The 12,290-nt window shown below is 70.1% G+C and carries 13 protein-coding genes and 1 pseudogene; 7 read left to right on the plus strand and 7 right to left on the minus strand.

The features are described 5' to 3' along the window. The first annotated feature begins 34 nt into the window (after positions 1-34). From ACFVV1_RS12115 to ACFVV1_RS12135, 5 genes are all read left to right on the plus strand, one after another. Positions 35-2,485, plus strand: coding sequence for an MFS transporter (locus tag ACFVV1_RS12115; protein ID WP_389988424.1), 2,451 nt, complete (start codon positions 35-37; stop codon positions 2,483-2,485). Positions 2,486-2,603: 118 nt separating this feature from the next. Next, on the plus strand, positions 2,604-2,747 hold the full coding sequence (locus ACFVV1_RS12120) for a hypothetical protein (protein WP_389988427.1): 144 nt from the start codon (positions 2,604-2,606) through the stop codon (positions 2,745-2,747). Between the two features lie 77 nt (positions 2,748-2,824). Further along, positions 2,825-3,331: a DinB family protein gene (locus ACFVV1_RS12125; protein WP_389988430.1), complete on the plus strand. Its 507-nt coding sequence runs from the start codon at positions 2,825-2,827 to the stop codon at positions 3,329-3,331. A gap of 221 nt (positions 3,332-3,552) precedes the next feature. After that, positions 3,553-3,816: an alpha/beta fold hydrolase gene (locus tag ACFVV1_RS12130; RefSeq protein ID WP_389988433.1), complete on the plus strand. Its 264-nt coding sequence runs from the start codon at positions 3,553-3,555 to the stop codon at positions 3,814-3,816. Positions 3,817-3,847: 31 nt separating this feature from the next. Then, positions 3,848-4,405, plus strand: a complete 558-nt coding sequence (locus ACFVV1_RS12135; protein WP_389988436.1) for a DinB family protein — start codon at positions 3,848-3,850, stop codon at positions 4,403-4,405. A gap of 95 nt (positions 4,406-4,500) precedes the next feature. Here the strand turns inward: ACFVV1_RS12135 and ACFVV1_RS12140 are convergent, their stop codons facing one another. The 7 genes and pseudogenes from ACFVV1_RS12140 to ACFVV1_RS12170 form a co-directional block, all read right to left on the minus strand. Beyond that, entirely contained in the window at positions 4,501-4,905 is a 405-nt protein-coding gene (locus ACFVV1_RS12140; RefSeq protein ID WP_389989069.1) for a GntR family transcriptional regulator, read from the minus strand. A gap of 44 nt (positions 4,906-4,949) precedes the next feature. Then, the gene (locus ACFVV1_RS12145; protein WP_389988439.1) at positions 4,950-5,924 is read right to left on the minus strand and encodes an ABC transporter permease; all 975 of its coding nucleotides are present in this window, start codon (positions 5,922-5,924) and stop codon (positions 4,950-4,952) included. Continuing rightward, entirely contained in the window at positions 5,921-6,865 is a 945-nt protein-coding gene (locus ACFVV1_RS12150) for an ABC transporter ATP-binding protein (protein ID WP_389988442.1), read from the minus strand. Before ACFVV1_RS12150 ends, ACFVV1_RS12145 begins: the two co-directional genes overlap by 4 nt. 421 nt (positions 6,866-7,286) lie before the next feature. Further along, positions 7,287-7,811: a transposase gene (locus ACFVV1_RS12155; protein ID WP_389989071.1), complete on the minus strand. Its 525-nt coding sequence runs from the start codon at positions 7,809-7,811 to the stop codon at positions 7,287-7,289. Continuing rightward, positions 7,788-7,935 (minus strand): annotated as a pseudogene (locus ACFVV1_RS12160) (IS5/IS1182 family transposase); the annotation flags it as partial. The gene ACFVV1_RS12155 and the pseudogene ACFVV1_RS12160, both read right to left, overlap by 24 nt. A 498-nt stretch (positions 7,936-8,433) precedes the next feature. Continuing rightward, positions 8,434-9,000 (minus strand): YcxB family protein, encoded by a 567-nt coding sequence (locus tag ACFVV1_RS12165; RefSeq protein ID WP_389988445.1) that lies wholly within the window; start codon positions 8,998-9,000, stop codon positions 8,434-8,436. 31 nt (positions 9,001-9,031) lie between these two features. Beyond that, a complete protein-coding gene (locus ACFVV1_RS12170; protein ID WP_389988448.1) occupies positions 9,032-9,262 on the minus strand; it encodes a hypothetical protein in 231 nt (76 codons plus the stop codon). Between the two features lie 838 nt (positions 9,263-10,100). Between ACFVV1_RS12170 and ACFVV1_RS12175 the strand changes: the two genes are divergently transcribed. Both ACFVV1_RS12175 and ACFVV1_RS12180 read left to right on the plus strand, forming a co-directional pair. After that, positions 10,101-10,934, plus strand: a complete 834-nt coding sequence (locus ACFVV1_RS12175; RefSeq protein WP_389988451.1) for a M55 family metallopeptidase — start codon at positions 10,101-10,103, stop codon at positions 10,932-10,934. Then, a complete protein-coding gene (locus ACFVV1_RS12180) occupies positions 10,927-12,270 on the plus strand; it encodes a M20/M25/M40 family metallo-hydrolase (RefSeq protein WP_389988454.1) in 1,344 nt (447 codons plus the stop codon). The genes ACFVV1_RS12175 and ACFVV1_RS12180 overlap by 8 nt, the downstream gene beginning before the upstream one ends. The last annotated feature ends 20 nt before the right edge of the window (positions 12,271-12,290 follow it).

Below are 12,290 nucleotides of genomic sequence, written 5' to 3' on the forward strand. Positions count from 1 at the left end.
ATGGGCGGCGCAGATGCGACGAGGGGAGCGGCACGTGGTGGGTGGGATCACTCTGTTGGAGGACGAGCCGAGCGGCACGGGGGCCGGCGAAGCGGCGACCACGCTGCCGCTGCGGCAGCCCTCGCCACTCCCCGCCGAGAAGGAGGCCGCCGCCGCTCCGTCGCCCGTGCCGGAGACCAGCCCCCGCCACATCCGGCTGGTCTTCCTCGGACTGATGCTGACGCTGCTGCTCGCGGCGCTCGATCAGATGATCGTCGCCACCGCACTGCCGAAGATCGTCGGTGAGCTGCACGGCCTGGAGAAGATGTCCTGGGCCGTCACCGCGTACCTCCTGGCCTCCACCATCGGACTGCCGATCTACGGAAAGCTCGGCGACCTCTTCGGCCGCAAGGGCGTCTTCCAGTTCGCGATCGTCGTCTTCGTCATCGGCTCCGCACTGGCCGGCTGGTCCCGCACCATGGACGAACTGATCGCCTTCCGCGCCGTCCAGGGCATCGGCGGCGGCGGACTCATGATCGGTGTCCAGGCGATCATCGCGGATGTCGTGCCGCCCCGTGAACGCGGCCGGTTCATGGGACTCATCGGTGCCGCCTTCGGCCTCGCCTCCGTCGCCGGCCCGCTGCTCGGCGGCTTCTTCACCGACCATGCCTCCTGGCGCTGGTGCTTCTACATCAACGTCCCGTTCGGCCTGATCACCCTCGCCGTCATCACCGTCGTACTGAAACTCCCCCGGCCCACGGTCCGCCCCCGCCTCGACATTCTCGGCGCGCTGCTCCTCGCGGCCGCGTCCACCTGCCTGGTGCTGCTGACCAGCTGGGGCGGTACGGAGTACGCCTGGGGATCGCGCACCATCCTGGGGCTCGGCGCCGGGGCCGTCGGAACGGCCCTGCTGTTCCTCGTCGTCGAGCACCGGGCAGCCGAACCGATCATTCCGCTGCGGCTGTTCCGTGACTCGATCTTCAATGTCACCGCGCTCGTCGGCGCCGTCGTCGGGGTCGCGCTGTTCGGTGCCGCCAGCTATCTGCCGACGTTCCTGCAGATGGTCGACGGCGCCACCGCCACCGAGTCCGGGCTGCTGATGCTGCCGATGATGGGCGGCATCGTCGTGGCGTCCGTCGTCTCCGGCCAGCTGATCTCCCGTACCGGCCGCTACCGTGTCCATCCGATCCTCGGCGGCGCCGTCTCGGTGGTCGGCATGTGGCTGCTCTCCCGGCTCGAAACCGGCACTCCGCGCCTCGAATACAGCATCGCGCAGGCCGTGCTCGGCATCGGGATCGGCCTGATCATGCCGGTACTCGTGCTCGCCGTGCAGAACTCCGTACAGCCCGCCGATCTCGGTTCCGCCACCAGTGCCAACAACTACTTCCGGCAGATCGGCGGCAGCGTCGGCGCCGCCGTCTTCGGGACGCTCTTCGCCGGCCGCCTCGCGGACGCGCTCGCGGTCCGTCTGCCGTCCGGCGCCGACCTCCCCGACCCCGAGTCGATCACCCCGCAGCTGGTCCATGCCATGGAGCCCGCGCTGCGCGACAGTTATATCCAGGCGTACGCCGACGCGATGCCGCGGATCTTCCTCTACCTCGTGCCGGTGCTCGCGCTCGGCCTGTTCTTCGCCTTCTTCCTCAAGGAGAAACCGCTGGTGTCCCACCACAGCCCCGAAACCGCCGCCGAGTCCGCACCGATCCCCGCCGCCCGCGCCACCGCCGCCGCTCCGACGCCTGTGTACCTGTCGGGCGTGCCCGTGTGCGGCAGCGTCCAGCACCCCGACGGTACGAAGGTCCCGCGTGCCGCCCTCACCCTCATCGACGTCCAGGGACAGCAGGTCGGACGGGGCGCGAGCGGGGACGACGGGCGGTACGCGCTGAGCGTGCCCGGCGCCGGCAGTTACGTCCTCATCGCCGCGGCCGGCGGCCACCAGCCGCAGGCCGTCAGCGTCACCGTGGGCGAACGGCCCGTCGAACTCGATGTGGTGCTCGGCGGCGCCGGGCGTCTTGCCGGGGCCGTCGTCACCGCCGACGGGATCCCGGTGCGCGATGCTGCCGTCACCCTCACCGATGTGCGCGGCGAAGTGGTCGCGTCCACCCGCAGTGGCCGCGAAGGCGGCTATGTGATCACGGAGTTGGTGGCCGGCGAGTACACCCTGGCCGCCAGCGCCCCCGCCTTCCGGCCCGCCGCCCTGCCGGTGAGCGTGCAGGCCGCCAGGGAGACCCGGCAGGACATCGAACTCGCCGGTGGTGCGGTGCTGCGCGGCGTCGTACGGGCGAGCGGCGGCCGGCCCGTCGAGGACGCCCGGGTCACGCTCCTGGACGCGGCGGGCAATGTGGTCGACACCCTGACCACCGGGCCTGACGGCGCGTTCCGGTTCGTGGACCTGTCCACCGGTGAGTACACGGTGATCGCGGCCGGGTATCCGCCGGTGGCCACCGTCCTCCAGGTCGCGGGCGGCGGACGGACCGAACGTGACCTCCAACTGGGGCACGAGGACTGACCGTTCCACGGGACGGCGGGTGGTCCCACCGCCCGGCGCCCGGCCGGATACCCTGCCGAAGCTGTTCCGTGCGTGGCCGGGTGCGCCAGGCGCACCACCCCCGGGGGCGCTTCCGCCGATGACCGGCGGACGCCGGACCCGGGGCCGAGCGAGCAGCGTCGCCCAGCTGGAGAACAGCGTCGAGGCGGTCCGCAACCTGGAGTTCGCCGACGAGGAGCTGGTCCGGATCGAGGAGATCCTGAAGGGTCAGTGCGCCGGCTGAGCGCCCCGGCGCGCCCCTGCCGCCGGGCGCGGCGAAATCATCGAGCGCATGGCCGTCGTGGTTGGCATGATGACTCGATGCAGGATGACAAGAGAACGTACCCTCCGCAGGCGGGCGACGAACGTACGTCGCTGAGTGGCTTCCTCCAGTTCCAGCGCGAGACCCTGGCCATGAAATGCGCCGGGCTCACGCCCGAGCAATTGAGACGGCCGGCCGTTCCCACTTCGGACCTGACTCTGCTCGGGCTGGTCCGCCATCTTGCCGAGGTGGAGCGTTCGTGGTTCCGTCGCGTGTTGAAGGACGAGGTGGCGCCGCCGCACTGGCCCGGGCCGAACGCGGGCGAGTTCGCCGAGTTCGAGGTGGAAACCGCCGACCCCGATGAGGCGTTCGGGATCTGGCGCGAGGAGTGCGCGCGCTCGAGGGCGACCGTGGAGGCCGCCGAGTCCCTTGAGATCACCGGGAGTTACGGCGACGAGGTGTTCTCGCTGCGTTACATCCTCACTCACATGATCGAGGAGTACGCGCGGCACAACGGCCACGCGGACCTGCTCAGGGAGGGCATCGACGGAGCCACCGGCGAGTGAACACCCCCGGCGTCAGGGGGTTTCGGGCCGGTCGGTGCAGCGGTGGGCCCAGGCAGGGCCTCCTCCAGGGACGCCTCGTCGAGCGCCGTGGTCCTGGGCCCGACCAACGCGGTGCACATCATCTGGAAGTCCTCGGTGAGCTCGGCGTCCGACGGGATCTCTGCGGCCACGAGCGAGCGCGAGCCGATCTCGACGCCTGGCCCCGGGCCGATCGACTGGTCATGGGCACCCCCGAGCTCCTGGCGCTGTCCGACCTGGACACGACCGAGGCCCCGCGCCAGGGCGTGGACTCGGCCCCGACCGGTCTGTCCTGCCACTCACCGCCGCTGCCCGACCCGCTGGGCACGATCTCCGTACCGACTGTGTTCCTCCACGGCGACGCGGACGGCAACGTTCCCATCGAGGTGACGCGTTGGGCGCATGCGCAGATCGACGGCGCCGAGCTGGACACCGCCCCCGACGGCGGACACTCTTCAATCCGCTGAACGCGGCGCGCCCGGTGGGAGGATGACCGCCATGACCTGGACGGCGCCCCGCATCGAACGTACGACATCCGATGGCGACCAGCTGAACGTTCCGGGCACCGCGGACGAGCGCGTCATGCTGGAGGGCTGGCTCCGCTGGCACCGGGAGGCGCTGCTCACCAAGTGCGCCGGACTCGACCCGGCGCAACTGGCCCGCACCACCGCCGAACCGTCGAACCTCACACTCCTCGGTCTGGTGCGGCACATGGCGGAGATCGAACGCTGGTGGTTCCGGCGGAGCTTCGCCGGTGAGCCGATCGGTGACGTCTTCGCCGGTCCCCATGACGGGGACGAAGGCATCGAGGGTGTCGACGCCGCTTACGCGGAACGGGACTTCGCCGCGTACCGCGCCGAGGTCGAGGCGTGCGACGCCGCGGTCGCGGGGCGCGGTCTCGACGAGACGTTCCGGTCGAAGACCCGCGGGCGGCTCGTCAGTCTTCGCTGGGTGTACCTGGTGATGATCCAGGAGTATGCCCGCCACAACGGTCACGCGGACCTGTTGCGCGAGCGGACCGACGGCGCCACGGGCGACTACCCCGCACAGGGTTGAGCACGGTTCCGCACTCCGTGGACGAGGAGTACTTCCGTACCTCGTGGACCAGGAGTACTTCCCTACCTCGTGGACGAGGAGCACGGAACCGGCTCTCAGTCATCGGCCCCGGACGGATACACCGCCGCGTGGACCGACCGGAAGAGGGCGCTGACCTCCTGGCCGCTCAGGCCCTGGGACCGCGCCTCGTCCAGCCACGCGGCGAGCGAGGTGCGCAACGGGGAGTCGGGGCCCTCCTGGGCCGGGGCGAGGGAGCGGGTGATGAAGGTGCCCGCTCCCTGCCGTACCTCGGCGAGGCCCGCGCGCTCCAGCTCGCGGTACGCCTTGAGGGTCGTGTTCGGGTTGACCTTGGTCTCCGCCGCGACCTGCGCCGCCGTGGGCAGCCGGTCGCCCTCCTCCAGGGCGCCCATCCGCAGCGCCTGTTCGACCTGTCGAACGATCTGGAGGTACGTTGCCACTCCGCTGCGTCTGTCGATGCGGAATACGACCACCGTCTTCACCTCCCGTTGGACTGCCGAAACAATATGCACCTGCGGCGCGGGTCCTAGAGGGGGCTCCGGGAGACCCGCCACAGGGTGAACGCGGTGAGTACGGCGGTGGCCACGAGCAGGATGCCCGCCGCGGTCCACTGCATGGCCGGCATCTGGTCGTAACCGAGGTACTCGACGACGTTGTTGACGATGCCGTGCTCCTTGACACAGGTGTCCGAGGCCGCTTCGGTGGTCTTGGCGCAGAGCCCCCAGCCGTAGAGATGGCCGTCGGCGGAGCCGATCCAGCGGTCCAGTTCGTGCGACTCGCTCAGCCGTGCGGGCATGTCGCCGTCGAGTGGGTAGGTGACCATGCGCGACGGCGCGAGAAGTACACGCAGCTCGCCCCAGACGACCTCGACGAACGCGGCGAAGACGAAGGTGACCGCCATGGACGCGAGGACACGGCGCAGCAGCATGCCGATGGTGATGCCGGCGGCGGTCAGGAAGAGACCCAACGCAGGGAGCACAGGGCCGGTGTTGTCGAAGACCGGGCCTTCCGGCCACAGACTGGGGAACACCGAACGATAGGGCTTCCACCACCAGGTGAAGAACGCCGAGAGCACCGCGCCGGACACGATCACGGCCCCGTAGCACCAGGCGAGTTTCACCGTCACCCAGCGGCGCCGGGACACGGACTGGGTGGTGATCAGCTGCGCGGTGCCGTGCTCCTGATCGCCCGAGATCAGCGTGGCGCCGAGGAAGACGGCGAGGATCACCGGCAGCGCGCCCAGGGCGGTGACGGTGAGGCTGAGCCCCGTCGACGCGAACGACGGCTGCGACAGCTGCTTGTCCGGCCAGCCGGCCGCTTCGAGCGCCTGGGACATCTTGCCGCGCTGGTACACGATCCAGATCGAGCCGAGGACCGTCACGGCGAGCAGGGAGAGCAGCGCGGCCCGGTGCTGGCGTACGACGAGCCAGTTCAGCCCGCGCAGCAGCCGGGGACGGGGCGTCCGGCCGGTCCGGGGGGTGTCGGTCAGGGTGGCGCTCATGAGGTGTGGATCCCTTCGGCCTCGACGCGGGCACCGGGTGTGAACAAGGGGGGCGCGTCCGACGAGCGGAGATGCGCCAGCAGCACTTCCTCCAGGCTGGGTTCAGCGACCACCCAGTCCGCCGACAGCGGGCCGTTCGTTCGCACCAGCGCGTGGAACTGCCTGCCCTGGACGCGGATTTCGATCACGGTGTGGGGGGCCAGCAGGTCGGCCGGGTTCCCGTCCGTGGCGAGTCCCGTCACCAGCGCGTGGGCGGGGACGAGTGCGTCCGCGTCACCCGCCATCCGGATCCTGCCGTCGGCGAGGACCAGCAGGTAGTCGCACATGTCCTCCAGCTCGGACAGCATGTGCGAGGACATCACCACGGTGGTGCCGCGCTCGACGGCCTCCGACATCAGGAGGGTGCTCATGTCGTGGCGGGCCAGTGGGTCGAGGTCGGACATCGGCTCGTCGAGCAGCAGCAGATCGGGCCGCTTGCCGAAGGCGAGCGCGAACGCGACACGGGTGCGCTGGCCGCCGGAGAGAGTGCCGATACGGGCGTGCATCGGCACCTGGCCCGACCGCACGATCCGCTCCGCGGCGGGCATGTCCCAGTCGGGGTTGAGCTCGCTGCCCAGGCGCAGCGTCTCGGCCACGGTGAACCGCTTGAACAGCGGCTTGTCCTGCCCGAGGAACGCGAATCGCGGCATCACCGCGGGATCGTCCACCGGCACGCCGAAGATGCGGAGCTCACCCTCTGTCTGCTGGACCTGCCGCGTCGTGAGCCCCAAAAGGGTGCTCTTTCCTGCCCCGTTGGGACCTACGAGACCGCAGATCCGCCCGGCCGGCAGCCGGAACGAGCAGTCGCGCAGCGCCCAGCCGCGGCGGTAGCGCTTACCCAGGCCGCGGGCCTCCAGCGCCCAGGCGCCGGACGCGCCGGCCGGAGTCAATGCGTCTGCCATGCACTTCGCCTCAATTCCATTAGTCAATTAATGGAATCATGGTCTGGGTGGGAGAGGGCTGTCAAGGTGACGCAAGCGGGTCCGCCCGCCGCCCGGGCGTGAGGTGCCCGGAATTGCGCCTGTTCGGGGTGTGGGTGGCGCTCCCTTCGGAGGACTGGACCATTGAACGTTGATGTGCCTCTGCCCTGGCGGTTCCTCGGCGCGTGGCGTGACCCCCGGGGTAAGGGGTATCGGTAAGGAATGCCTGGTGCCGCAGGCCCTCGTCGTGATTGAACAAGGACAGCTGTGCTCCGGGGTGCGGACGCTCTCGGAGCACGATGATGCGAGTGCCGGCCGGGTAGCCGGCAAGGTCGACCATGCCGGTCAGCTCGGCGACCTCGGCACCGTCGCGCAGTGTCCGGTTCTGGTCCAGGGCGGGATGTCAGAGGTCTTCGGGCAGCGAGCGGATCGCGCGGCGGACCGGCTCGGTGACCGCGTATCCGACCGAGAACCGCAGGTCCAACCCGTGCCCGCGCAAGGTTCGGATGTGGGCCGGGAAGGCTTTCGCGGATCCGACGCTGTCGGCGCGGACCAGGATCGCGGTGCCGTGCCGGTGAGCGGCGGGGATCTGCGCGAGGGCGTCGTCCAGCACCGCAATGTGATCGGCGGCAGTGTCGGCTCCGCAGTTGCCGGGTGGCAGTCGGCCGGACACGGCCTCGCCGGTGTTCGCGAGGAAACACACCAGTGGATGGAAGCCGAAGCCGCCGTTATAGGTGGGCGCGGCCTGTTCCTTCTCCGAGTGGCAGGTGATCAGCGTGGCGTCGAGGTCCAGGACCAGGCCGGGAAGTTCTCGTCCGCCGGCCCGGACAGCGGGTATGCCCTCGCCGGTCTCGGCGGCCTGCAGCCAGGCGACTTCCCGGGCTGAAGTGCGGGCCGCTCGCAGCGAAGCCAGTGTGCGGCAGCAGATGAGGGTGCAGGCGATGCTCGTGAAGGCGAGGAAGTGCTCGGCCTTGCGCTCGTAGCGTCGATGGAGACGGCGACAGCCGGTGAGCCAGGACGTTGCGTTCGATGGTCGAGCGGTGGCGGCCCAGTCAGCGGTACATCAGCGCCTCACGAACCTCCGTACGGAAGCGACCGGCCACGAGGCTGAGACCGAGCCCGTGCCGCCGCCTGCGTCGACGCGCAAGCTCGGCCCTCTGCTTCCGCCGGCTCCCGACACGGCTGACAGGGCGAACGCCGGGCCGCCGAAACCCCGCCCGCCCGCACGCCGATGGGCCGCGCACAGAGTCCTGCAGTTCTTTGCGGGCGTCTTGGTGGCCCCCGCGCTGACAGTGGCGGCCTTCGCCCACTCGCTCCGGTAGGTCACGCCATCGAACACCGGTCCGTACCTGGTGCAGGATCCCGTCGATCACGCCACCGCCCGCACCGACCGTTGCCTACCGGCAGGAATGGCCGCAGCCGCTCCCACTGCGCATCCGACAGATCACCGCGTGCACCCCGCCCCATGCCCGCAACAACGAGCTGATCAAGCGACAGACACATGATCGACCGGGCAGCTCCTGGCCGGCGCCGGGTGCCTTTCAAGTCCGTCACACGCGAGTGGTGTGCTGGTCCAGGATGGCCCGCAGCCGGTCGAGGCCCTCGGCCTCATGCACGCCCCGCTTGGGCAGGACATCGAGGCACATGATGTTGGGGTCCCGGCTGAGCAGGACGAAGTGACCTGCCGTCTCCCGGTAGCCCTGGAAGACGGACCACTTCTGGACCAACGTGCTGTGGTCGCTGCGGCAGGTGATCCCGGCCGGAGACACGGTGGCGCGGTACTCGCCCTGCCATGCGGTGATCCGCTGCACGTGGGCGGCCTGTAGCCGCGGGTACCCCCACACCACCAGGACGACGAACAAGAACAGCACCGTCGAGACCACGTCGATACTCCCGCGGCCCACGGCGGAGACCAGCCAGTGCCCTACCCACAGTGCGAGGAACACGCCCCGCAGCAGCAGCCCGGTCCGCTTGATCCGCTCGCGGACCCGCAGGCCGACCAGTGTGTCGGCAGACTGGGGCCGGTACACCAGCTGGACCGCGGGCTGCTCGTCCACGACATCGTCAGAGGTTTCCGCGCTGTTGTTGGTGCCTTCGGCGCTGCGGCTCTCGGCCATGATCCCTCCCCGGTACGAAGACCTGCGGATCCTACCGAACCTCAGTGCCGGGCGGACGGCCGCCGTGACGGGGCAGGTGGCGATCGAGTACGCCGCGCAACCGATCGGTGTCGTCCCTGCCCATGGCGCGCTTCGGCAGATAGTGCACAACGAGCAGGTACGGCGGGGGCATCAGCAGGACGAATCCGGCGGCGGTCTCCACGTACCCGCCGAGGCTCCGCCAGCCCCGGCGGGTCTCCACGCGCGTGCCCGCGAAGCGCACGGCGTCACCGTGAAGAGCACCGGCGGTAGCAGTCCTTGCAGCCGGCCCTTGATCCCCCGTACCCGCCCGCGTGCGTGGAACGCGTCGGACCAGTCCGGCCACCCCAGCTCGTTTCTCAGCTCGGCGACGGCGCCCGCCGCCACACTCCGCCCCTCTGTCACGGCCCCTCCCCGGTGCTGCTCGGTGACGAGCCGAGATCGTAGCGGGCGGGCCGACCTCAGCCCAGGTCGAGGACCGTCAGCCCGTACGACACCGCGAGTTCAACCGCAGTAATGCCAGGGCTCGGTCCGCCCCAGCGGGACAGATCGACCTTCCTGCTCTGCAGGAACTTCTGCACCGGCGGGGAGAACTGGGGGTCTCGATCCAGAACTCGGTGCCGTACCGGCGCTCCAGGTGTCCTGGCCGTAGGCGGAGTCCGCGGTGACCCAGCCGATGGGCAGGGGTGAGGCGAGGGCCCGCAGGATGATGGCCCGCGCCAGTTCGCCCTTGGTGGCGAAGACGCGGTCGTCGGGGACACGGGCGGTCCCCGATCCGCAGGAGCAGTTCGCCAAGTCCCTCTTCCCACAGATTTGTTGATGCATCGTTCATGCGGGCGGACTGCCCGGAACGTTGCCTTACAAGCGGCGCGGCCACACCTTCGCGGGGCGACCCGGCAAAGACCGCCCCATCGGGGCGTTTCGGCCCCGGTGACGGAGGAGGGGAGACGGTTGGCCAGCAAAGATGCTTGTATGGGGGCGCCGATTTGGGTGCCTGCTTGATGGCCTTCAGGATCTGATGTCAGCAACTGGTGTCACGACCGGCCCGGATAACCCCTGACCTGTAAGAAGACGGACTCATCATGAAGATCCTGATCAGTGCGGACATGGAAGGCGCCACCGGCGTCACTTGGCCGGCCGATGTGCTGCCGGGCACTCCCCAGTGGGAGCGGTGCCGTGCCCTGTTCACCTCCGATGTGAACGCTGCAGCCCTCGGCTTCTACGACGGCGGCGCCGACGAGGTGCTCATCAACGAGGCCCACTGGTCCATGCGCAACCTCCTGCTGGAGCAGCTCGACGACCGGGTCCAGATGCTCACCGGCAGGCACAAGTCCCTCTCCATGGTGGAGGGCATCCAGCACGGCGACGTCGATGCCATCGCCTTCGTCGGCTACCACACCGGCGCCGGTACGGAGGGGGTCCTCGCCCACACCTATCTGGCGAACTCCATCACCGGGGTGTGGCTCAACGGCACCCGGGCCAGTGAGGGGCTGCTCAACGCGCATGTCGTGGCCGAGTACGGCGTTCCCGTCATCCTCGTCACCGGCGACGACCTGACCTGCGTGGACGCGGACGGGTACGCTCCCGGGGCCCGCAAGGTCGCCGTGAAGGACTATGTGTCGCGGTACGCGGCGGTGTGCCGCACCCCGGCCCGTACCGCCGCGGACATCCGTGCGGCGGCCAAGGACGCGACCGCGCTCGCCGTGCGGCACACCCCGGTGGAGGGCGGCCCCTTCACCGTCGAGCTGGAGTTCGACGCCGAGCATCTGGCCGCGGCGGCCACCGTGGTCCCCGGCGTGGCGCCCAGCGGTGAACGGCGCGTCGCCTACACCAGCGCGACGATGTACGAAGGTATCCGCACGTTCAAGGCGGTGACGACGATCGTGTCTTCCGCCGTGGAGGAGCAGTATGGCTGAGGCGACCGACCCGCAGGAGAGCGTCGACGAGCGGGCGCTCGACGAATCGGTGACGTTCACCTCCGAACTGATCCGGATCGACACCACCAACCGCGGCGGCGGTGACTGCCGGGAACGTCCGGCCGCCGAATACGTCGCGGAGCGGCTGGCCGCCGCCGGACTGGAACCCACCCTGCTGGAGCGCACCCCGGGACGCACCAACGTGGTGGCCCGGATCGAGGGCACCGACCCGTCCGCCGACGCCCTGCTCGTGCACGGCCATCTCGACGTCGTCCCGGCCGAGGCCGGCGACTGGGCCGTGCACCCCTTCTCCGGCGAGGTCCGCGACGGCGTCGTATGGGGGCGCGGCGCCATCGACATGAAGAACATGGACGCGATGGTCCTGGCCGTCGTCCGGGCCTGGGCACGGACCGGTGTCCGGCCCCGCCGCGACATCGTGATCGCGTACACCGCCGACGAGGAGGCCAGCGCCGAGGACGGCTCCGGCTTCCTCGCCGACCGGCACGCCGGACTCTTCGAAGGGTGTACGGAGGGCATCAGCGAATCCGGCGCCTTCACCTTCCACGCCGGCCCCGGGATGCCGCTCTACCCGATCGCCGCCGGTGAACGCGGCACCGCCTGGCTGAAACTCACCGCACACGGCAGGGCTGGACACGGCTCCAAGGTCAACAGAGCCAACGCGGTCAGCGCGCTCGCCGCGGCCGTTGCCAGGATCGGCGAGCACCGGTGGCCGGTCCGGCTCACCCCGACCGTGCGCGCCGCGCTCACCGAGATCGCCGCGCTGCACGGCATCCGTCCCGACCTCGACGCCCCCGGCTTCGACGTGGACGAGCTCCTCGGCAAGCTCGGACCGGCCGCCGACCTGGTCGCGCCGACCGTCCGCAACAGCTCCAACCCGACCATGCTGGAAGCCGGGTACAAGGTCAACGTCATCCCCGGCCACGCCACCGCCTTCATCGACGGCCGGATGGTCCCCGGCGGCGAGGACGAGTTCCACGCCACCCTGGACCGGCTGACCGGACCCGACGTCGACTGGGAGTTCCACCACCGCGAGGCCCCGCTGCAGGCCCCCGTCGACTCGCCGACCTTCGCGAAGCTGCGCGCCGCGATCGAACGCTTCGACCCGGACGGCCACGTCGTGCCGTACTGCATGTCGGGTGGCACGGACGCCAAGCAGTTCTCCCGGCTCGGCATCACCGGCTACGGCTTCTCACCGCTGAAGCTGCCCGTCGGCTTCGACTACCAGGCGCTGTTCCACGGCGTCGACGAACGTGTCCCCGTCGACGCACTGCACTTCGGTGTCCGCGTCCTCGACCACTACCTGCGCACGGCCTGACCCGGAACGGGGGGAATCGA

The sequence above is a fragment of the Streptomyces sp. NPDC058092 genome (assembly GCF_042884935.1).
GTDB lineage: Bacteria > Actinomycetota > Actinomycetes > Streptomycetales > Streptomycetaceae > Streptomyces.